Genomic DNA, 21249 nt, shown 5'->3' with positions numbered 1-21249 from the left:
CACTGGTCCTCGCCCCGCGCGCTGACCAGCAACGAACCACTGCGACCGACAGGGATCACATGGACCGGCTCGTCGTCCGCGGCGCCCGAGAGCACAACCTCAAGGACGTCCACCTCGACCTGCCCCGTGACGCGATGATCGTGTTCACCGGGCTCTCCGGGTCGGGGAAGTCCAGCCTGGCCTTCGACACGATCTTCGCCGAGGGCCAGCGCCGCTACGTCGAGTCGCTGTCGGCCTACGCACGCCAGTTCCTCGGGCAGATGGACAAGCCCGACGTCGACTTCATCGAGGGCCTCTCGCCGGCGGTGTCGATCGACCAGAAGTCGACCAACCGCAACCCCCGGTCGACCGTCGGCACCATCACCGAGGTCTACGACTACCTGCGGCTGCTGTACGCCCGGGCCGGTCAGCCGCACTGCCCCAACTGCGGCAAGCCGATCGCCCGGCAGACGCCGCAGCAGATCGTCGACCAGGTGCTGGCCATGGAGGAGGGCACCCGGTTCCAGGTGCTCGCCCCCGTCGTGCGGGCGCGCAAGGGCGAGTACGTCGACCTGTTCAGCTCGCTGCAGACCCAGGGCTTCTCCCGGGTCAGGGTCGACGGCACCGTGCACCCGCTGACCGAGCCGCCGAAGCTCAAGAAGCAGGAGAAGCACACGATCGAGGTGATCGTCGACCGGCTCACCGTCAAGGAGAGCGCGAAGCGGCGGCTGACCGACTCGGTCGAGACCGCGCTGGGTCTGGCCGGCGGCCTGGTCGTGCTCGACTTCGTCGACCTGCCCGAGGACGACCCGCAGCGCGAGCGCACCTTCTCCGAACACCTGGCCTGCATCGACGACGGGCTCTCCTTCGAGGCGCTCGAGCCCCGCTCGTTCTCCTTCAACTCGCCGTTCGGCGCCTGCCCGGAGTGCACCGGCATCGGCACCCGCAAGGAGGTCGACCCCGACCTCGTCGTTCCCGACCCGGGCAAGAGCCTGGGCGAGGGCGCCATCGCGCCGTGGGCCGGCTCGATGAGCAACGAGTACTTCCAGCGGCTGCTCGGCGGGCTGGCCGACATGATCGGCTTCTCGATCAACACGCCGTGGGAGCAGCTGCCGGCCAAGGTGCAGAAGGCCGTGCTGCACGGCTCCCCGGACCAGGTGCACGTGAGGTACAAGAACCGCTACGGCCGCGAGCGCAGCTACTACGCCGCCTTCGAGGGCGTGCTGCCCTTCCTCGAGCGCCGTCACGAGGACACCGACAGCGAGTTCATGAAGGACAAGTACGAGGGCTACATGCGCGACGTGCCGTGCCCCGTCTGCCACGGCACCCGGCTGAAGCCGGAGATCCTCGCGGTCAAGCTCAACGGCCGCTCGATCGCCGAGGTCACCGGCCTGTCGATCGGCGAGGCCTCCGAGTGGCTGGGCGTGCTGGAGCTCGGCGAGCGTGAGCGGGCGATCGCGGACCGGGTGCTCCGGGAGATCCAGGCCCGGCTGTCCTTCCTGGTCGACGTCGGGCTCGACTACCTGTCCCTCGACCGCCCGGCCGCGACGCTGGCCGGTGGCGAGGCGCAGCGCATCCGGCTGGCCACCCAGATCGGCTCGGGGCTGGTCGGCGTCCTCTACGTGCTCGACGAGCCCTCGATCGGGCTGCACCAGCGCGACAACGTCCGGCTCATCGAGACCCTCGTCCGGCTCCGCGACATGGGCAACACCCTGATCGTGGTCGAGCACGACGAGGACACGATCCGCACCGCCGACTGGGTGGTCGACATCGGCCCCGGTGCCGGTGAGCACGGTGGTGAGGTGGTGGTCAGCGGCAGCGTCGACGACCTGCTGGCCAGCGAGCGGTCGATCACCGGCCAGTACCTCTCCGGTCGCCGGGAGATCACCGTGCCGAAGGTCCGCCGGGAGCCCACGCCCGGCCGCGAGCTGGTCGTGAAGGGCGCCCGGGAGAACACGCTGCGCGGCATCGACGTGGCCTTCCCGCTGGGCGTGCTCGTCGCCGTGACCGGGGTGTCGGGGTCGGGCAAGTCCAGCCTGGTCAACGACATCCTCTACACGACGCTGGCCAACGAGCTGAACCGCGCCCGGATGGTCCCCGGTCGGCACCGCACCATCACCGGGCTCGACCAGCTGGACAAGGTGGTCGGTGTCGACCAGTCACCGATCGGGCGCACCCCGCGGTCGAACCCGGCCACCTACACCGGGGTCTGGGACCACGTCCGCAAGCTGTTCGCCAGCACGTCGGAGGCGAAGGTCCGCGGCTACCAGCCGGGCCGGTTCTCCTTCAACGTCAAGGGCGGGCGCTGCGAGGCGTGCTCCGGCGACGGCACGCTGAAGATCGAGATGAACTTCCTGCCCGACGTCTACGTGCCGTGCGAGGTGTGCAAGGGCGCCCGGTTCAACCGGGAGACCCTGGAGGTCCACTACAAGGGCAAGACGGTGGCCGAGGTGCTCGACATGCCGATCGAGGAGGCCGCGGACTTCTTCGAGGCCATCCCGGCGATCTCCCGGCACCTGCGCACCCTGACCGACGTCGGCCTGGGCTACGTCCGGCTGGGGCAGCCGGCCACCACGCTCTCCGGTGGCGAGGCGCAGCGGGTCAAGCTGGCCAGCGAGCTGCAGAAGCGGTCCAACGGCCGGACGATCTACGTCCTCGACGAGCCGACCACCGGACTGCACTTCGAGGACATCAACAAGCTGCTGCAGGTGATCCAGGGCCTGGTCGACAAGGGCAACTCGGTGATCGTCATCGAGCACAACCTCGACGTGATCAAGAGCGCCGACTGGCTGATCGACATGGGTCCCGAGGGCGGGTTCCGCGGCGGTTCCGTCGTCGCCGAGGGGCCGCCGGAGTTCGTCGCCACGGTGCCGGAGAGCCACACCGGCCGCTTCCTGGCGAAGATCCTCGACCCCGAGGCGGTCGCCGCGGCCGGCGCGCCGAAGAAGCGGGCCCGCAAGAAGGCCAGCTGACCCCCGGTACCGCGCGGCCGGTACCGGACGTGCCCAGCACCCCATCGAGAGGAGCGACCGTGACGACGACGTCCGGCGACCTGCACGTCATCGAGAGCGCCGGGGGAGTGCGCGTGACCCACCGGCGGTGGCAGCCGGACGGCGACGTCCGGGCCACCGTGCAGGTGGTGCACGGTGCCTCCGAGCACTCCGGCCGGTACGAGCGGCTCGCCGCCGCCCTGACCGCCCGTGGCCTGGCCGTCTACGCCATGGACCTGCGCGGCCACGGGCTGACGGCCGAGAGCACCGGCGCCGGCCGGTTCGGGCCCGAGGGCGTCGACGGTGTGCTGGACGACGTCCGGGCGCTGCAGCTCGCGGCCGCCGACGAGCACCCGGGGGCGCCCCGGCTGCTGCTCGGTCACTCGATGGGCTCGGTCATCGCCCTGGCCAGCGCGGAGCGGGACGGCGCCGACCTGGCCGGACTGGCGCTCTCGGGTCCGGTCGGGGTGAACCCGGCACTCGCCGAGACGGTGACGAACCTCGACGCCGCGCTGGCCGCCGGGCTGGGAGACCAGCCACTCGACGCCCTCGGCGCCTTCAACGAGCCCTTCGAACCGGCCCGCACCCCCTACGACTGGCTGTCCCGCGACGACGCCGAGGTGGACGCCTACCTCGCCGACCCGCTGGCCGGTGACGACGTGCCGCTCACCTACGGCTACGCGGCCGGGGTCTTCGGCCTGTCGCTGCGGGCGGCGAGCCCCGCCGGCGTCGCCGACCTGCCGGGCGGACTGCCGGTGCTGCTGCTGTCCGGCCAGCGCGACCCGGTCGGTGGCGTGGACGCCGCGCAGGTCACGGCGCTGGCCGGCCTGCTGCGCGAGCGTGGCCTGCCGGTCGAGCAGCACGTCTACCCCGACGCCCGGCACGAGGTCTTCAACGAGACCAACCGGGACGAGGTCGTCGCCGACCTGCTCCGCTGGCTGGACACCCGCCTGCCGGGGTGATCGGCGGCCTGCCCGCCGCCGGGGCCCCTCCCCGGACGCGCCCCCGCGCGAGCTGATCCGCGAAGGGCCCTCCTGCCTGCATGCGCTGCGGCCGAGCCCCGCCGAAGGCCCAACCGGCCTTCAGCCGGCTCCGCCGGCGGCGCCGAGGGGGCCGGCACCCGGGCGGCTCCGGCCGTCCCGGACGTCCAGCAGCCGGGCCCCTGGCGGCGCCGGCGGCCGTCCGGTCGCCACCGCACCGCGCACCTCCTGCACCGCCCGCTGGGCGGCATCCGGGCCGGCCACCACCCAGACGGCCGACCGTGTCGGAGCGGTGCAGGCGGTCAGCTCGACCAGCCACGGGTGCGTCCGCTCCTGCTCGAGTCGTCGCAGGACGCGGCGTACCCCCACGACCAGGACCACGAGCGCGCCCAACGGCCCGCGGCCGGCCGCCAGGACGTTGCGGACGGTGACCGCCTCGTCCCGGACGGGGTCCTCGCTGGCCCCCGGAGCACGGGGACCCCGCCATCGGGCCGAACGCCCCAGCACCCAGCTCGCCCGGGGCGGCGGGGGTGCCGCCGCTGCCGCCGTCTCCCAGGGCAGGAGCAACCGGTGGAGCGCCTGGTCGTCCGGTGGCACCGCGGGAGCCGGCAGGACGCCCGCCCGGTGGCAGCTCACCCGCCAGTGGGCACCCCACCGGTCGGTGGCCACCACACCGTCCCAGCCGCTGCTCGCCGCCGTCGCACGCATCCTCGCCCCGTCCGTCGTCCCGGTGTCCGGGGAGACCCTGACAGGGTGGGCCCGTGTCGTGCCGGCGTCGTCCACAGGCCCGGGCGGCAGGCCGCGGGCGCAGGTCAGCGGGCCGGGGACGGGGGGAGGGCCGGCGCGGGGGTCGGCCGGGCCGACGGAGTGTCGGTGCGCCGACCTAACCTGGGGTCATGCCCGACCCGTCCACGTACCGCCCAGCGGTCGGCAGCATCCCGGAGAGCCCCGGGGTCTACAAGTTCCGCGACCCGGGCGGCCGGGTCATCTACGTCGGCAAGGCCAAGAGCCTCCGGCAGCGGCTGAACAGCTACTTCGCCGACGTCTGGGGCCTGCACCCGCGCACCCGGCAGATGGTCACCACCGCCGCCAGCGTCGAGTGGACCGTCGTCGGCACCGAGGTCGAGGCGCTCCAGCTCGAGTACAACTGGATCAAGGAGTTCGACCCGCGGTTCAACGTCCGGTACCGCGACGACAAGAGCTACCCCAGCCTCGCGGTCACGCTGAACGAGGAGTACCCGCGGCTGCAGGTGATGCGCGGGCCCAAGCGCAAGGGCGTCCGCTACTTCGGCCCCTATGCCCACGCCTGGGCCATCCGCGAGACCCTCGACACGCTCACCCGGGTGTTCCCGGCCCGCACCTGCTCCAACGGCGTGTTCAAGCGGGCCAGCCAGATCGGCCGGCCCTGCCTGCTCGGCTACATCGGCAAGTGCGCCGCGCCCTGCGTCGGGCAGGTCAGCGCCGAGGAGCACCGCGAGATCGTCGACGACTTCTGCGACTTCATGGGCGGGCGCACCGACCAGATCATCCGGCGGCTCGAGCGCGAGATGGCCGCCGCGGCCGAGGAGATGGAGTACGAGAAGGCCGCGCGGCTGCGCGACGACCTCGGCGCCCTCCGGCGGGCGCTGGAGAAGCAGGCCGTCGTCCTCGGTGACGGCACCGACGCCGACGTGGTGGCCTTCGCCCAGGACGACCTGGAGGCCGCCGTCCAGGTCTTCCACGTGCGCGGTGGCCGGGTCCGCGGTCAGCGCGGCTGGATCATCGACAAGGTCGAGGACGTCACCACCGGCCAGCTCGTCGAGCAGTTCCTGCTGCAGGTCTACGGCGGCGTCGACGAGCAGACCGGTACCGGGGAGGTCGGCGAGGCGGTGCCCCGGGAGGTGCTCGTCCCCGAGCTGCCCGACGACGCCGAGGTGTACGCCGAGCTGCTCAGCGAGCTGCGCGGCTCCCGGGTGTCGCTGCGGGTGCCGCAGCGCGGTGACAAGCGCAGCCTCATGGAGACCGTCGAGCGCAACGCCAAGGAGTCCTTCGCCCGGCACCGGGTGAAGCGCGCCAGCGACCTCACCGCACGTTCCCTCGCGCTCTCGGAGATCCAGGAGGCGCTCGACCTGCCCGACGCCCCGCTGCGGATCGAGTGCATCGACATCTCGCACGTCCAGGGCACGAACGTGGTGGCCAGCATGGTCGTGTTCGAGGACGGCATGGCGAAGAAGTCCGACTACCGGCGGTTCTCCGTCGCCCAGGGCACCGACGACACCGCGGCCATGGCCGAGGTCGTGCGCCGCCGGTTCTCCCGGCACCTCAAGGAGGAGCAGGACCGGCGCGACGAGCAGGGGGTCGCCGCCGAGGAGGGCCGGCCGCGCCGGTTCGCCTACCCGCCGAACCTGCTGGTCGTCGACGGCGGCGCCCCGCAGGTCGCCGCCGCCAGCCGCTCGCTGGCCGAGCTGGGCATCGTGGACGTCGCCGTCTGCGGGCTGGCCAAGCGCATGGAGGAGGTGTGGCTGCCCGACGACCCCGACCCGGTCATCCTGCCGCGCACCTCCGAGGCGCTGTACCTGCTCCAGCGGGTCCGTGACGAGGCGCACCGGTTCGCGATCACCTACCACCGGCAGAAGCGATCCAGCACCATGTTGGTCTCGCTCCTGGACGACGTCCCGGGGCTCGGCGAGACCCGGCGGAAGGCACTGATGAAGCAGTTCGGATCACTCAAGCGGCTGCGCGCAGCCACCGTGGCGGAGCTCACCGCCGTCCCGGGCATCGGCCGGCGCACCGCGGAGGCGGTGCTGGCCGCCGTGGCCGAGCCGGTGGCCGCCGGTGCCGCGCCCGACGTGGTCGCCGAGGACGCCGTCGAGCTGGAGGCGCCGGTGGGTGTGAGCACCTCGCCGCTGCCGGTGACCGGCGCGGCCGCCGGTGACACCGCCGAGGTCGGTCGGGTCCGTCCGGTGCTCGGGACCGGCGCGTGACCGGCACCGGGCAGGTCGCCGGCGACCGGCGCGCGGGAGCCCCGGCTCCCGACGGCCAGGCCCCCGACGGTCAGGCCCCCGACGGCCAGGCCCCCGACGGCCAGGCTCCCGAGGGCCAGGCTCCCGAGGGCCAGGTCCCCGACGGCCGGGCTCCCGAGCGGCAGACCCCGAGTGGTCCGGCCGGGCCGCAGAGCGACGTCCCCCCGGCCGAGGACGGGACGACGACCGAGGTGCCCCCGCTCGACGTCGTCGTGGTCACCGGGCTGTCCGGGGCCGGCAAGAACAGCGCCGGTCGCGTCCTCGAGGACCTCGGCTTCTTCGTCGTGGACAACCTGCCGCCGGCCCTGCTCCAGCCGATGGTCGAGCTGGGCGCGCGGGGCGACCTGCGCCGGTTCGCCGCCGTCGTCGACGTCCGCAGCCGGGCCTTCTCCAGCGACCTCGAGGAGGCGATCCGGCAACTCGCCGAGGCCGGTCACCGGCCGCGGGTGGTGTACGTGCACGCGCGCAACGAGGTGCTCATCCGGCGGTACGAGTCCGTGCGCCGGGAGCACCCGCTGCAGGGCAGCGGGCGGCTCATCGACGGCATCGACGCCGAGCGGGAGCTGCTCACCGGGATCGCCGGCGAGGCCGACCTCTGGGTCGACACCAGCGACCTGAACGTGCACCAGCTGCGGGCCACCCTGGAGGCGGCGTTCGTCGAGGGCGGCGCCCCGCCCGAGGTGGTGGCGACGGTGCTCAGCTTCGGCTTCAAGTACGGCCTGCCGTTGGACGCCGACCTGGTGGTCGACGCCCGGTTCCTGCCGAACCCGCACTGGGTGCCCGAGCTCCGACCGATGACCGGACGCGACGCCGAGGTCCGCGACTACGTGCTCGGGCAGGACGACGCCGAGGCGTTCCTCGACCGCTACACCGAGGTGCTGCGCCTGCTGCTGCCCGGCTACCGGCGGGAGGGCAAGCGGTACCTCACGCTGGCGGTGGGCTGCACCGGCGGCAAGCACCGCAGCGTGGCGATCGCCGAGGAGTTCGCCCGCCGGCTCAGTGCCGAGGGCGTGCCGGCCACCGCCCGCCACCGCGACCTGGGGCGCGAGTAGTGCACCCGGCCGTGCCCGAGGACGCGCCGGTGCGCATCGCGACACCGCCGCCGGTGCCGCTGCCGGCCGGCGGCGTCCGGCCGTCGGCGGGCCAGCAGCTCCGGGTGGCCGCCCTCGGTGGCGGGCACGGCCTGGCGGCGGCGCTCGCGGCCTGGCGCCGGCTGACCGCCGACCTGACCGCGATCGTCACCGTCGCCGACGACGGCGGCTCCTCGGGCCGCATCCGCCGGGAGATGCCGGTGCTGCCGCCCGGTGACCTGCGGATGGCGCTGGCCGCCCTGGCCGGCCCCGACCCGCGGACGCAGGAGATGGCCGCGCTGCTGCAGCACCGCTTCGGGGGCAGCGGGGTGCTCGCCGGGCACCCGGTGGGCAACCTCATGCTCACCGGGCTCACCGAGATGCACGGCGGCGACAGCGTGCGCGCGCTCGGCGTGCTCGAGGCACTGCTGGGCGCCGAGGGGCGCGTGCTGCCGATGGCCGAGGTGCCGCTGGACCTGGTGGCCACGGTGGTGAGTGTCGACCCCGACGACCCCCAGGACACCCGGCGGATCCGGGGCCAGGTGGCGATCGCCTCCACCCCGGGTCGGGTCCGCGACATCCGGGTCGCCCCGGCCGACCCGCCCGTGCCGCCGGCGGTGCTCGACGCGATCGCCTCGGCCGACGTCGTGTCGCTCGGCCCCGGCTCCTGGTACACCTCGGTGCTGCCGCACCTGCTGGTCCCGCGGCTGCGCACCGCGCTGGCCGAGGCCCGGGCGAAGGTGGTCGTGGTGCTGAACCTGGAGCCGCAGCCGGGGGAGACCGACGGGTTCTCACCGGAGGAACACCTGCGGGTGCTGCTCGCGCACCTGGAGGGCGTGTCGCTGCACACCGTCATCGCAGACGCGGCTGCGGTTGTTGACCGGCGTGGTCTGCTGTCTGCTGTGCACGGATGTGGTGCGGAACTGGTGCTGGCACCGGTGGCCGCACCAGACGGTGCACCACGGCACGATCCCCAGCGGCTCGCCGCCGCGCTGGCCTCGGTGGTCGGCGCCCGGTGAACGGTGGGGGAGTGGCCGGGCCCGGGTACGACCGGTGCACCGGCCGGCAGCACACAGGGGGAAGGGAACACCGCTGATGGCGATGACCGCGATGGTGAAGGACGAGCTCTCCCGCGTGGAGTGCACGAGGACCTCCGAGCGCAAGGCCGAGGTGACGGCGCTGCTGCGCTTCTCCGGTGGCCTGCACATCGTGGGTGGCCGCGTGGTCATCGAGGCCGAGCTGGACACCGGGTCGGTGGCCCGGCGACTGCGCCGGGACATCAGCGAGGTCTACGGCTACACCAGCGGCGTCAGCGTGCTGGCCGGCGGCAACATCCGCCGCGGGGTGCGCTACCTGGTCCGGATCGCCAAGCACGGCGAGGGGCTGGCCCGGCAGACCGGCCTGGTCGACCAGCGCGGGCGCCCGGTCCGCGGGCTGCCGCCGTCGGTCGTCTCCGGGGGCATCGGCGACGCCGAGGCGGCCTGGCGCGGCGCCTTCCTGGCCCACGGGTCGCTGACCGAGCCGGGGCGCTCGTCGTCCCTCGAGGTGACCTGCCCGGGGCCCGAGGCGGCGATGGCGCTGGTCGGGGCGGCGCGTCGGCTCGGGATCGCGGCCAAGGCGCGCGAGGTCCGTGGCACCGACCGGGTCGTCGTCCGTGACGGCGACGCCATCGGTGCGCTGCTGACCCGCATGGGCGCCCACGACGCGGTGCTCGCCTGGGAGGAGCGGCGGATGCGCCGCGAGGTCCGGGCGACGGCCAACCGGCTGGCCAACTTCGACGACGCCAACCTGCGCCGCTCGGCGCGGGCGGCGGTGGCCGCCAGCGCCCGGGTCGAGCGCGCCCTGGAGATCCTCGGCGAGGACGCCCCCGAGCACCTGCTGGTCGCCGGCCGGCTCCGGCTGGAGTTCGGTCAGGCCTCGCTGGAGGAGCTGGGCCAGCGCGCCGACCCGCCGATGACCAAGGACGCCGTCGCCGGCCGGATACGGCGACTGCTCGCCATGGCCGACAAGCGGGCCAAGGACCTCGGCATCCCCGACACCGAGTCGGTCGTCACCGACGACATGCTCGCCCAGTAGAAGGACCCCTCGCCCCGGCCCCGTCCCGAGGCCCGGCCCGAGCGTGCGAGGGCTGAGGAGGACGGGGTCCTTCCACTCGCGGCGGGCCCCTGCAAGGGAGCCGTTCCCGCCCGTCACACGTTGTCGCCGCAGGTCAGGGAGACGTCCGCGACGTCTTCCCGGCCGGCCGGGAGACTCCGGACCGGTGGTCCGGAGCGGGGGCCGGGGCCGATAGGCTGACCCCGACATGTGGCCGCGCACACGCGCGGCCGACGGGTGCCGCTGGGCCGACCGGTCCGGTGAGGGCAACACGGTCTGGGAGGTCCGCAGTGACGGTCAAGGTCGGGATCAACGGGTTCGGTCGGATCGGCCGCAACTTCTATCGGGCGGTGGCCGCCAGCGGCGCGGACGTCGAGATCGTGGCGGTCAACGACCTGACCACCCCGGAGACGCTCGCCCACCTCCTCAAGTACGACAGCATCCTGGGCAAGCTGGCCGAGGACGTCTCGGTCGTCGGTGACGGGATCAAGGTCGGCGGCAACACGTTCAAGGTGCTGGCCGAGCGCGACCCGGCCAACCTGCCCTGGGGCGAGCTGGGCGTCGACGTCGTCGTCGAGTCCACCGGCTTCTTCACCAAGGCAGAGGACGCGCGCAAGCACGTCGACGCCGGTGGGGCCAAGAAGGTCGTCATCTCCGCGCCGGCCACCGGCGACGACCTCACCATCGTCATGGGCGTCAACCACGAGCAGTACGACGGCTCGCAGACGATCATCAGCAACGCGTCCTGCACCACCAACTGCCTGGCGCCGCTGGCCAAGGTGCTCAACGACGCGTTCGGCATCGAGCGTGGCCTGATGACCACGATCCACGCCTACACCGCCGACCAGAACCTGCAGGACGGCCCGCACAAGGACCTGCGCCGCGCCCGCGCCGCCGCGCTCAACATCGTCCCCACCTCCACCGGTGCGGCCAAGGCGATCGGCCTGGTGCTGCCGGAGCTGAAGGGCAAGCTCGACGGCTACGCCCTCCGCGTCCCGGTGCCGACCGGCTCGGCGACCGACCTCACCGTCACGCTGTCCCGCGAGGTCACCGTCGAGGAGGTCGACGCGGCCTACAAGGCGGCCGCCGCCGGCCCGCTGGCGCCCTACCTGGTCTACACCGATGCGCCGATCGTCTCCTCCGACATCGTCACCGACCCGGCCTCGTGCATCTACGACGCCGGCCTGACCAAGGTCTTCGGCAACCAGGTCAAGGTCGTCGGCTGGTACGACAACGAGTGGGGCTACTCCAACCGCCTGGTCGACTCCGTCGTGCTGGTGGGCAGCAAGCTCTGATGCGGTCCGTCGACGAGCTCATCGCCGACGGCGTCTCGGGTCGGCGCGTGCTGCTGCGCGCCGACCTGAACGTCCCGTTGGACAAGGACACCGGCGCCATCACCGACGACGGGCGGATCCGGGCCAGCCTGCCGACGATCACCGCGCTCCGCGAGGCCGGCGCCCGCGTGGTGCTCGCCGCCCACCTGGGCCGGCCCAAGGGCGAGCCCGACCCGCGGTACTCGCTGGCCCCGGTGGCCGCCCGCCTCGGCGAGCTGCTGGGCCCCGAGGTGCCTCTGGCCGCGGACGTCGCCGGCCCTGACGCGTCGGCGAAGGCCGCCGCGCTGGGTGACGGTGACGTGCTCCTGCTGGAGAACGTCCGCTTCGAGGCGGCCGAGACCAGCAAGGACGACGCCGTGCGCGGCGAGCTCGCCGACCGGCTCGCCGGGCTGGCCGACCTCTACGTGGACGACGCGTTCGGCGCCGTGCACCGCAAGCACGCCTCCGTCTTCGACGTGGCCGAGCGCCTCCCGCACGCGGCCGGCCGGCTGGTCGCCCGTGAGCTGGAGGTGCTCACCCGGCTCACCCAGGACCCGGAGCGGCCCTACGTGGTCGTGCTCGGCGGCTCCAAGGTCAGCGACAAGCTCGGCGTCATCGAGGCGCTGCTGCCCAAGGTCGACCGGCTGCTCATCGGCGGCGGGATGACCTACACCTTCCTGGCCGCCCGCGGCCTCGAGGTGGGCACCTCCCTGCTGGAGGCCGACCAGGTCGACACCTGCAGGCGCCTGCTGGCCGAGGCCGGCGACCGGATCGTGCTGCCGGTCGACGTCGTGGTCACCCCGGAGTTCAGTGCCGACGTGCCGACGCGGGTGCTGCCGGCCACCGAGATCCCGGCCGACGAGATGAGCCTGGACATCGGCCCGCGCAGCGTCGAGCTGTTCACCGAGGCCCTGGCCGGGGCGCACACCGTGTTCTGGAACGGCCCGATGGGCGTGTTCGAGCTGGCCCCCTTCCAGGGCGGCACCCGCGGGGTCGCCCAGGCAGTCGGCGCCGTCGAGGGCCTGTCGGTCGTCGGTGGCGGTGACTCGGCGGCGTCGGTGCGGCAGCTGGGCCTGGACGAGGGTGCCTACGGCCACATCAGCACCGGCGGCGGCGCGTCGCTGGAGTACCTGGAGGGCCGGGAGCTGCCGGGCCTCGCCGTGCTGGCCGACTGATGGCGCGCACCAAGGAGGCCCGACCGGTGCGCGAGGGGCGCCGTCCGCTCATCGCCGGCAACTGGAAGATGCACCTCACCCACCTCGAGGCGATCGGCCTGGTGCAGAAGCTGGCCTTCTCGCTGAAGGAACAGCAGCTCGAGGCGGCCGAGGTCGTCGTCGTCCCGCCGTTCACCGCGCTGCGCAGCGTGCAGACGCTGGTGGCCGGCGACAAGCTCGAGATCGGGTACGGCGCCCAGGACCTCTCGGCGCACGACTCCGGTGCCTACACCGGTGAGGTCAGCGGGGCGATGCTCGCCGCGCTGGCCTGCCGCTACGTCCTCGTCGGTCACTCCGAGCGGCGCACGCTGCACGGCGAGGACGACGCGGTCGTCGCCGCCAAGGTGCAGGCCGCGCTCCGGCACGGGCTCGTCCCGATCCTCTGCGTGGGGGAGGGGCTCGACGTCCGGCGGGCCGCCGGCCAGGTCGCGCACTGCACCGCCCAGCTCGACCAGGCACTGGACGGCCTCGGCGCCGAGCAGCTGCAGGAGCTGGTGATCGCCTACGAGCCGGTGTGGGCGATCGGCACCGGCGAGGTGGCCACCCCGGACGACGCGCAGGAGGTCTGCGCGGCGCTCCGGGCGCGGCTCGCCGAGCGCTACGGGCCGGAGACGGCCGCGGTGGTCCGTATCCTCTACGGCGGATCGGTGAAGGCCGGCAACACCGCCGGCATCCTCGCCGGGCCGGACGTCGACGGAGCGCTCGTCGGTGGTGCCAGCCTGGACGCCGACGAGTTCGCACAGATCTGTCGTACCGCCGCCGACGGGAGCTGACCGCCGGCCGGCACTGACCGGGCGGAGCAGCACCCACGGTGACCCACAGCAGTGCACGACGGCCGACCGGCCGAGCCCCCGCGCGGGGCGCCGTCCGGTCGGCCGTCGTGCTGTTCCTGGTCGCTGCGCTGGCGGCGCTCACCGGGTGCGGCAGCAGCAACAGCGGTGTCGCCGGCGTGCCGACCCAGGCCGGCGAGGCCGGCAGTGGCGTGACCGGCGTGCGCGCTCCCTCCGAGGAGGCCGGGGGCACGCTGCGCCTGGTGTCCGGCGAGATCGACAGCCTGGACCCGCAGCGCTCCTACCTGCCCGGCGTGTGGAACCTCATGCGGCTGTACGCCCGCACCCTGCTCACCTACTCCTCGGAGCCGGGCTCCACCGACGAGCTGGTGCCGGACCTGGCCACCGATCTGGGCACCACCCCGGACGGCGGGCGGACCTGGACGTTCACGCTCCGCGAGGGCGTGCGCTTCGAGACCGGCCGGCCGATCACCTCCCGGGACGTGAAGTACGGGATCGAGCGTTCGTTCGCCTCCGACGTCGTCGTGGGCGGCCCGACGTACGTCGTCGACCTGCTCGACGACCCGGCCGACCCCTACGCCGGCCCGTACCAGGACGAGACGGAGGGGCGGCTGGGGCTGCCCTCGATCGCCACGCCGGACGACCGCACGATCGTCTTCACCCTGACCCGCCCCGCGCCCGAGTTCCCCTTCGTGATGGCGCTGCCCTCCAGCAGCCCCGTCCCGATCGAGAACGACACCGGTGCCGCCTACGGCAACGACCCGGTCAGCTCCGGCCCCTACATGATCACCTCGGTGGACCAGGTGGCCGGCATCCACCTGGAGCGCAACCCGCAGTGGGACCCGGCCACCGACGAGGTGCGCACCGCGCTGCCGGACTCGGTGGTCCTGCGGCCGGGCCTGTCCGGGGTCGCCCGGGACCAGGCGCTGCTGGCCGGCTCCGCCGACCTCGACCTCTCGGGCACCGGGGTGCAGCAGGCGACGATCAGCCGGCTGGACGACGACGCCCTCGCCGCGCGGATCGACGACGTGACCACCGGCTCGGTCCGGCTGCTCGCGCTGCCGACGACGGTGGCGCCGATGGACGACGTGAACTGCCGGCGCGCGGTCGCCGCGGTCGTCGACCGAGCCGCAGTGCAGGAGGCGCTGCGCGGGGCGGGCAACGCCGTCCGGACCTCGGTGCTGTGGCCGCGCGCCGTCGCCGGTGCGCCGGAGGAGGCCGACCCGGACCCGGACCAGGCGGCGGCGACGGCGGCGCTGGCGGCCTGCGGACGGCCCGAGGGCTTCAGCACCACGCTGGCCGTCGCGAACGTGCCCGGCAGCGTCGACGTCGCGGAGGCACTCGCCGCGACGCTGGCCGAGGTGGGCATCCAGGTGGAGGTGCGGCCGCTGGACCCCACCACGTTCTACGCGTCCGACGTCGGCAACCCCGATGCGGTGACCGCGGCCGGCTACGGCATGGTGCTGGCCACCTGGACCGCGGACTTCCCGACGTCCGCGTCGTTCCTGGTGCCGCTGGTGGACGGCCGGTCGATCCGGCAGGTGGGCAACACCAACTACGCCCGCCTGGACGACGCGCAGGTCAACGCGGCGGTGGACGCCGCCCGGGCAGCCACCGACCCGGCGGTCGCCGCGGACGCCTGGCGCCAGGTCGTCTACGCGGTGCAGGAGACGGCGGCCTACGTGCCGCTGGTGGAGAACCGGGTGCAGCTGCTGGCCGGCCAGCGGTTGCGCAACGCCGTGGTGATGCAGCCCTACGGCAGCTACGACGTGGCGACCGCCGGGGTGCGCTGAACCGGCGAGGTGACCGGGGAGCCTCGCGGCGTCGGTTAGGCTGGACCGTCGAGAGCCCCCGGACCACGTGGGTGCACCCACCCCGTGGGCAGGCGGACAGGAGACTGACGAAGATGGAACTGGCGCTCAACGTGCTGCTGGTGCTCACCAGCCTGCTGCTGATCGTGCTCATCCTGCTGCACCGCGGCAAGGGCGGCGGCCTGTCGTCGATGTTCGGCGGCGCGGTCTCCTCGCAGCTGTCGGGCAGCTCGGTGGTGGAGAAGAACCTCAACCGGCTGACCGTCTTCGCCGGCGCCGTGTGGACCGTCTGCATCGTGGCCCTGGGCATCCTGATCAAGGCCTGACGAAGCCGAAGGGCCCCCACCACCGCGCTCAGCTCGCCAGCGGGCCCCTGCTGAAGGACCCGCTCTCCCTCCCACCCCGCGCTCTGCTCGGCGGCAGGTCCCTGCCGAAGGACCCCCTCTCCCCCCACCACCCCGCTCTGCTCGGCGGCGGGCCCCTGAGAGGGGGCCGGCATCGCGGCCCGGACACGTGGGCGGCAGCGGTTCCCCGGACGGTCGCGTGCCGGTACTGAGGGTGTCCGCATCGTGACCTGAGACCGGGGCCACAGGCCCTAGACTGCCCGAGCGGTGATCAACTCAGTCATCGCGACGTGGCGACGATCAGGGGGGCCGCTCGTGGCTGGTGGGAACGCGATCCGGGGGAGCCGGGTCGGTGCAGGTCCGATGGGTGAGGCCGAGCGGGGTGAGGCGGCGCCGCGGCGCCGGGTGGGCTTCTGGTGCGCGAACGGGCACGAGTCGAGGATCGCCTTCGCGACCGAGGCCGAGGTGCCCGAGACCTGGGACTGCCCGCGGTGCGGGCTCCCGGCCGGGATCGACCAGCGGAACCCGCCGCCGGCCCCGCGCACCGAGCCGTACAAGACGCACCTCGCCTACGTCCGGGAGCGCCGCTCCGACGCCGACGGCGACGCCCTCCTCGAGGAGGCGCTGGCCAAGCTCCGCGCCCGCCGCGGGGCCTGAGGGCACCGCCCGGCTGACGGCCGGGGCGAGACGACACCGGCCCGGTCACCCCAAGAGCAGCTGGGGTGACCGGGCCGGTGCCGTCCGCGCAGCCTCAGTCGCGAGGCAGCTTGCTCGCCGCGGCGGCGTCGAGCAGCCAGCGGGTGGCCCGCCGGCCCCGTGCGCCGGCCGCCGGCACCTCCAGCCGGGACGCGCCGCCCAGTGCCTGGGCCACCGCCTCGGCCTTGCCCTCGCCACTGACCAGCAGCCAGACCTCCTCCGCTGCGGTGAGCGCGGAGAAGCCCAGGCTCACCCGGGTCGGCGGCGGCTTCGGGCAGTCCCGGACGGCGACGACAGGCCGCTCGTCCCGGGCAGCGGGGGAGTCGGGGAAGATCGAGGCCACGTGCCCCTCCGGACCCATGCCGAGCAGCAGCACGTCGATCCGGGGCAGCGTCCCGCCCTCGCCGGCGGCCGCGGCCAGCTGCTCCGCGTACCAGGCCGCTGCCTCCTCGGGCTCGTCGAAGCCGGCGTCGGAGGAGGGCATCGGGTGCACCCGCTCCGGGTCCAGTGCCACCTTGCCCAGCAGCGCCTCCCGGGCGCCGAGCTCGTTGCGGTCGGGGTGGTCGACCGGCACGAACCGCTCGTCGCCCCACCAGACGTCCACCGACGCCCAGTCGACCACGGCGTGCTCGGGCTCGGCGGCCAGCTCGGCCACCCGCTCCAGCACCGCGGTCCCGATGCCGCCGCCGGTGACGACGACCGACGCCGTCCCGTGCACGGCCTGGGCGGCGGACAGCCGGGCGACCAGCGCCGAGGCGACCGACCGGGCGAGCCGGTCGGCGTCGGGCTCGATCACCACGTCGGGGGTCGGCAGTCCGGCGTCGGCCAACGCCTCGTCGACCCGGTCGCCGGGCGAGGTCTGGCTCATCGGGTGCCTGCCTTCCTGGTCGCGCCGCCCCGCTTGGCCGGGGCGGCTGCGGCCGGCTGCACGGCCGCCTGCTCGTCGGAGTCGTCGGCCGGGGAGTCGTGCTCACCGCTGAGGGCCACCTCGTCGGTGTCCCCCGGGACGTCGGGCACCGTTGGTGCCGAGTGCGCGGTCGCCGAGCCGCCGTCGGTCTCGCCGGCGACGTTCTGCGGCTCCACGGTCTGCTCCGGCCGCATCGGGTCGAACCAGACGTGGTCGCGGCAGGCCGGCCGGTCGGACAGACCCCGCGCGCCGGTGACGGCCTCCAGCGCCTCGCTGTAGGGCTCGTCCGGGTCCAGCCGCCGCAGCTCCTCACCGATCAGCTCGCCGAGGCTGCGGTCGGGGAGGGCGACGACCGACTCCGGCCGGAACGGCTGGTCGATGACCGCGCCGCCCTTGCGGTCGTCCTGCAGCCGCACCTCCTCGTCCTGGTCCAGCCGGAGGGTGACCGAGTCGATGCCACGGGGGCCGTTCTTCCGCGGGCTGCGCACGACCTCGATCGGGCACCCGCACCGGGAGGAGAGCCAGCCGGCGACCAGATGGGCGGTGGCGTTGTCCGGGTCGCCCTCCACCTGACCGCCCAGCACCCGCACCGGCTCACCCCGGCGACCGGACACCGAGTCCAGCGTCGAGGCCAGCGTGGCCCGCCACGGGGTGCTGCGGGTCCAGGTGATGTCGGTGTCACCCGGGTAGTAGTCGTGCGCCCGGTTGCGCAGCGCGGCCACCGGGTCGGGCGCCATCGACGAGTCGGTGATCCGCCGGTCGGCGATCACGCCGAGGGCGTCGCGGGCGATCTGCTCCGGGGGCGTCTCGTGCCACCAGGTGACCACCGGGGCGTCGGCGGCCAGCAGCGGCAGGACGACGGACTCGGCGTGCAGCCCCAGCCGGCCGTACATCCGCATGACCACGGACTCGCCGGGGCCCAGCCGGCCGCCGATCTGCACCTCGGCGTCCAGCCGGGGCACCGGGGCCTCGATCTGCCGCCGGACCACGATCAGCAACCGGCAGGGGTGCACCTCGGCGGCGGCGGTCGCGGCCTGCTCGGCCTCGGCGACCCGGCCCTCGTCGGCCACGACCACCAGGGTCAGCGCGACGCCGCTCATCACGGCGCCGCCGGTGCGGCGCTGGGCGGCCAGTTCCTTGACCACCGCGGAGCCGGTGGTGTCCCAGAGTGTCGTCATGACAGTCCCTCCTCGAGGGTGGGCAGAGCCGGTCGGGGGAGCGGTGCGGTCACGGTCGGCGCCACGCCCGACCCTCGGCCTCGAGCATCGCGTCGGCGGCGCGGGGCCCCCACTCACCGGACCGGTAGGGGTGCGGGGTGGTGTTCGCCCAGAACTCCTCGAGCGGGTCGATGACCGCCCAGGACGCCTCGACCTCCGCGTTGCGGGGGAACAGTGTGGCGTCGCCGAGCAGCACGTCGAGCAGTAGCCGCTCGTAGGCCTCGGGGCTGGCCTCGGTGAACTGCTCGCCGTAGAGGAAGTCCATCGCGACGTCGCGGACCTCCATGACGCTGCCGGGCACCTTCGAGCCGAACTTCAGCGTGACGCCCTCGTCGGGCTGCACCCGGATCACGAGCTGGTTGTGGCCCAGCTCCTCGGTGTCGGTGGGGGCGAAGGGCAGGTGGGGGGCGCGCTTGAACACCAGGGCGATCTCGGTGACCCGGCGGGGCAGCCGCTTGCCGGTGCGCAGGTAGAACGGGACGCCGGCCCAGCGGCGGGTCTCCACGCCCAGCCGGACGGCGGCGTAGGTCTCGGTGGTGGAGTCGGGGGAGACGCCCTCCTCCTGCCGGTAGCCGGTGGCGCGCTGCCCGGCCAGCCAGCCCTGCTCGTACTGGCCGCGGATGGCGAACCGGTGCATGTCGCCGACCTCGGGGACGGAGACGGCGCGCAGCACCTTCAGCTTCTCGGTGCGGATCTCCTCGGCGGAGAACTCCACCGGCTCCTCCATGGCGGTCAGCGCCAGCAGCTGGAGGAGGTGGTTCTGCAGCACGTCGCGGGCGGCGCCGGTCTTCTCGTAGAAGCCCGCGCGGCCACCGATGCCGACGTCCTCGGCCATGGTGATCTGCACCGAGTCGACGTGGTGGCCGTTCCACAGCGGCTCGAAGAGGGTGTTGGCGAACCGGAGGGCCAGCAGGTTCTGGACCGTCTCCTTGCCCAGGTAGTGGTCGATCCGGAAGACGTCGTCGGCGGTGAACACCGAGTCGACGAGTTCGTTGAGCTGCCGGCTGGAGGCCAGGTCGGTGCCGAAGGGCTTCTCCACGACCACCCGCCGCCATCGGTCGGGCGTGCTCTCGGCCATGCCGGTGCGCTGCATCTGCTTCAGCACGGTGGGGAACAGGGCCGGCGGGATCGACAGGTAGAACGCGGCGTTGCCGCCGATGCCGTGGCTGCCCTCGAGCTCGGCCAGGTTGCTGGCCAGCTCGTCGAAGGCGTCGTCGTCGTCGAAGGAGCCCTGGACGAAACGGACGCTGTTGGCCAGCCGCTCCCAGACCTCCTCACGCCACGGGGTGCGGGCGTGCTCACGGGCGGCCGAGCGGGCGAGCTCGGAGAACTCGACGTCGCCCCAGTCGCGGCGGGCGAAGCCCAGCAGCGCGAAGTTGGTGGGGAGCAGCCCGCGGTTTGCCAGGTCGTACACGGCCGGCAGCAGCTTCTTGCGCGAGAGGTCCCCGGTGATCCCGAAGACGACGAGCGCGCACGGCTCCGGTACTCGGGGCAGCCGCCGGTCCCGCGGGTCGCGCAACGGGTTGGTGGGCATCGTCAGATCCGTCCTCGATCAGCTCGCAGGGTGCCGCCGTCCGGTGCGGCGCCGGACCGGACGGCGGCGGTGTCCAGAGGGTGGTGCGGTGTTCAGGGTGGTGCGGTGGCGCCGCGGTGCGGGCCGGGGGACGACGCGGACGTCGCCCCCCAGCCCGTTCCTCAGGCCTTGTCCTGCAGCTGCTCCTGCACCGACGCGGTCAGCTCGTTCCAGGCGTCGACGAACTTCTGCACGGCCTCGTCCTCCAGCACGCGGAAGACGTCGTCCAGGTCGACACCGGCGTCGGCGACCGCCTGCATGACCTTCTCGGCGTCGGCGTAGGCCGACTGCACCGGGGTGCCGGCCTGGCCGTGGTCGGCGTAGGCCTGCATGGTCTTCTCCGGCATCGTGTTCACCGTGTCCGGGGCGATGAGCTCGGACAGGTAGAGGGTGTCGGAGTACTCCGGGTTCTTGACCCCGGTGGAGGCCCACAGCGCCCGCTGCTTGCTGGCGCCCTTGGCCTCCAGCGCCTTCCAGCGGTCGGAGGAGAACACCTCCTCGTAGGCCTGGTAGGCCAGCTGGGCGTTGGCCACACCGGCCTTGCCCTTGAGCGAGGCGTCCGCGCCGGCGGCGTCCAGGCGCTTGTCGATCTCGGTGTCGACCCGGGAGACGAAGAACGACGCGACCGACTCGATGCCCTCGAAGGAGGCGTTCGGGTCGTCGGCCAGCCGCTTCTCCAGGCCGGCGATGTAGGCCTCCATCACGGCCCGGTAGCGTTCGAGGCTGAAGATCAGCGTCACGTTCACGCTGATGCCGGCCGCGATCGTCTCGGTGATCGCGGGCAGGCCCTCGACGGTGGCCGGGATCTTGATGAACAGGTTCGGCCGGTCGACCAGCCACCACAGGTGCGCGGCCTCGGCGGCGGTCGCGTCGGTGTCGCGGGCCAGCCCCGGGGCCACCTCCAGCGACACGCGGCCGTCACGGCCGGTCCGCTCGGCGACCGGCGCGAGCAGGTCGCAGGCGTCCCGGACGTCGGCGGCGGTGATGGTGCGCAGCGCCTCCTCGACGCTCACCTTGCGCACCGCCATGGCGTGCAGCTGGTCGTCGTAGGACTTCGACCCGCTGATCGCCGCGGCGAAGATGCTCGGGTTGGTGGTGACGCCGACGACGCTGTGCTCGTCGACCAGCTGCTGCAGGTTGCCGCTGCGGATCCGGTCGCGGGAGAGGTCGTCGAGCCAGACGGCGACCCCCGCCTTCGACAGCTGTGCCAGGTTCTCGTTCTGGGCCATGGTCAGTTCCTTCCTGAAGAGCAGTGCGCCTGGTGGCCC

The 21249-nt window shown here is 73.6% G+C and carries 17 protein-coding genes; 12 read left to right on the top strand and 5 right to left on the bottom strand.

Going from position 1 to position 21249, the window contains the following annotated elements; translation table 11 throughout:
* Positions 1-59: 59 nt before the first annotated feature.
* Together uvrA and ACJTNH_RS07495 are read left to right on the top strand one after the other, a co-directional pair.
* Positions 60-2951, top strand: coding sequence for an excinuclease ABC subunit UvrA (gene uvrA, locus ACJTNH_RS07500; RefSeq protein ID WP_458174170.1), 2892 nt, complete (start codon positions 60-62; stop codon positions 2949-2951).
* A gap of 59 nt (positions 2952-3010) precedes the next feature.
* On the top strand, positions 3011-3931 hold the full coding sequence (locus tag ACJTNH_RS07495) for an alpha/beta fold hydrolase (protein WP_458174168.1): 921 nt from the start codon (positions 3011-3013) through the stop codon (positions 3929-3931).
* Positions 3932-4051: 120 nt separating this feature from the next.
* Here ACJTNH_RS07495 and ACJTNH_RS07490 read toward each other — a convergent pair whose 3' ends face one another.
* Entirely contained in the window at positions 4052-4657 is a 606-nt protein-coding gene (locus tag ACJTNH_RS07490; protein WP_458174166.1) for a hypothetical protein, read from the bottom strand.
* 188 nt (positions 4658-4845) lie between these two features.
* On the opposite strand from ACJTNH_RS07490, the gene uvrC reads away from it, so the two are divergent.
* The 10 genes from uvrC to ACJTNH_RS07440 all read left to right on the top strand — a co-directional run bounded on the left by uvrC (position 4846) and on the right by ACJTNH_RS07440 (position 16245).
* A complete protein-coding gene (gene uvrC, locus ACJTNH_RS07485; protein WP_458174164.1) occupies positions 4846-6912 on the top strand; it encodes an excinuclease ABC subunit UvrC in 2067 nt (688 codons plus the stop codon).
* The gene (gene rapZ / locus ACJTNH_RS07480; protein ID WP_458174162.1) at positions 6909-8003 is read left to right on the top strand and encodes an RNase adapter RapZ; all 1095 of its coding nucleotides are present in this window, start codon (positions 6909-6911) and stop codon (positions 8001-8003) included. Before uvrC ends, rapZ begins: the two co-directional genes overlap by 4 nt.
* Before the next feature lie 29 nt (positions 8004-8032).
* Positions 8033-9040, top strand: coding sequence for a gluconeogenesis factor YvcK family protein (locus ACJTNH_RS07475; protein ID WP_458174160.1), 1008 nt, complete (start codon positions 8033-8035; stop codon positions 9038-9040).
* Between the two features lie 82 nt (positions 9041-9122).
* Entirely contained in the window at positions 9123-10097 is a 975-nt protein-coding gene (whiA, locus tag ACJTNH_RS07470; protein ID WP_458174158.1) for a DNA-binding protein WhiA, read from the top strand.
* Positions 10098-10405: 308 nt separating this feature from the next.
* Positions 10406-11410, top strand: a complete 1005-nt coding sequence (gap, locus tag ACJTNH_RS07465; protein ID WP_458174156.1) for a type I glyceraldehyde-3-phosphate dehydrogenase — start codon at positions 10406-10408, stop codon at positions 11408-11410.
* Positions 11410-12603, top strand: coding sequence for a phosphoglycerate kinase (locus ACJTNH_RS07460; protein ID WP_458174154.1), 1194 nt, complete (start codon positions 11410-11412; stop codon positions 12601-12603). Before gap ends, ACJTNH_RS07460 begins: the two co-directional genes overlap by 1 nt.
* Entirely contained in the window at positions 12603-13415 is an 813-nt protein-coding gene (gene tpiA / locus ACJTNH_RS07455) for a triose-phosphate isomerase (RefSeq protein WP_458174152.1), read from the top strand. The genes ACJTNH_RS07460 and tpiA overlap by 1 nt, the downstream gene beginning before the upstream one ends.
* Before the next feature lie 107 nt (positions 13416-13522).
* A complete protein-coding gene (locus ACJTNH_RS07450) occupies positions 13523-15226 on the top strand; it encodes an ABC transporter substrate-binding protein (RefSeq protein ID WP_458174150.1) in 1704 nt (567 codons plus the stop codon).
* A 113-nt stretch (positions 15227-15339) separates the two neighbouring features.
* Positions 15340-15570: a preprotein translocase subunit SecG gene (gene secG / locus ACJTNH_RS07445; protein WP_458174148.1), complete on the top strand. Its 231-nt coding sequence runs from the start codon at positions 15340-15342 to the stop codon at positions 15568-15570.
* A 285-nt stretch (positions 15571-15855) separates the two neighbouring features.
* Positions 15856-16245, top strand: coding sequence for an RNA polymerase-binding protein RbpA (locus ACJTNH_RS07440; RefSeq protein ID WP_458174146.1), 390 nt, complete (start codon positions 15856-15858; stop codon positions 16243-16245).
* 94 nt (positions 16246-16339) lie between these two features.
* Here the strand turns inward: ACJTNH_RS07440 and pgl are convergent, their stop codons facing one another.
* The 4 genes from pgl to tal form a co-directional block, all read right to left on the bottom strand.
* Complete coding sequence (gene pgl / locus ACJTNH_RS07435) at positions 16340-17152, bottom strand: 6-phosphogluconolactonase (protein WP_458174144.1); 813 nt, start codon at positions 17150-17152, stop codon at positions 16340-16342.
* Positions 17149-18369: a glucose-6-phosphate dehydrogenase assembly protein OpcA gene (locus ACJTNH_RS07430; protein WP_458174142.1), complete on the bottom strand. Its 1221-nt coding sequence runs from the start codon at positions 18367-18369 to the stop codon at positions 17149-17151. Before ACJTNH_RS07430 ends, pgl begins: the two co-directional genes overlap by 4 nt.
* A gap of 49 nt (positions 18370-18418) precedes the next feature.
* Entirely contained in the window at positions 18419-19942 is a 1524-nt protein-coding gene (zwf, locus tag ACJTNH_RS07425) for a glucose-6-phosphate dehydrogenase (protein ID WP_458174140.1), read from the bottom strand.
* Positions 19943-20103: 161 nt separating this feature from the next.
* Positions 20104-21210 carry a transaldolase gene (gene tal, locus ACJTNH_RS07420; RefSeq protein ID WP_458174138.1) on the bottom strand — a complete coding sequence of 369 codons (1107 nt, stop codon included), beginning with the start codon at positions 21208-21210 and terminating at the stop codon, positions 20104-20106.
* Between the last annotated feature and the right edge of the window lie 39 nt (positions 21211-21249).

Source organism: Modestobacter lacusdianchii (genome assembly GCF_054177765.1).
The sequence above is the reverse complement of the archived record's forward strand: the minus strand, read 5'-3'. Positions and strand labels throughout refer to the sequence as shown.

Bases quoted from the DNA above. Each gene is read 5' to 3' on its own strand.
- uvrC (WP_458174164.1), top strand. From the start codon at position 4,846: ATGCCCGACCCGTCCACGTACCGCCCAGCGGTCGGCAGCATCCCGGAG.
- tpiA (WP_458174152.1), top strand. From the start codon at position 12,603: ATGGCGCGCACCAAGGAGGCCCGACCGGTGCGCGAGGGGCGCCGTCCG.
- ACJTNH_RS07460 (WP_458174154.1), top strand. From the start codon at position 11,410: ATGCGGTCCGTCGACGAGCTCATCGCCGACGGCGTCTCGGGTCGGCGC.
- secG (WP_458174148.1), top strand. From the start codon at position 15,340: ATGGAACTGGCGCTCAACGTGCTGCTGGTGCTCACCAGCCTGCTGCTG.
- whiA (WP_458174158.1), top strand. From the start codon at position 9,123: ATGACCGCGATGGTGAAGGACGAGCTCTCCCGCGTGGAGTGCACGAGG.
- zwf (WP_458174140.1), bottom strand. From the start codon at position 19,942: ATGCCCACCAACCCGTTGCGCGACCCGCGGGACCGGCGGCTGCCCCGA.
- tal (WP_458174138.1), bottom strand. From the start codon at position 21,210: ATGGCCCAGAACGAGAACCTGGCACAGCTGTCGAAGGCGGGGGTCGCC.
- pgl (WP_458174144.1), bottom strand. From the start codon at position 17,152: ATGAGCCAGACCTCGCCCGGCGACCGGGTCGACGAGGCGTTGGCCGAC.
- ACJTNH_RS07490 (WP_458174166.1), bottom strand. From the start codon at position 4,657: ATGCGTGCGACGGCGGCGAGCAGCGGCTGGGACGGTGTGGTGGCCACC.
- uvrA (WP_458174170.1), top strand. From the start codon at position 60: ATGGACCGGCTCGTCGTCCGCGGCGCCCGAGAGCACAACCTCAAGGAC.
- ACJTNH_RS07430 (WP_458174142.1), bottom strand. From the start codon at position 18,369: ATGACGACACTCTGGGACACCACCGGCTCCGCGGTGGTCAAGGAACTG.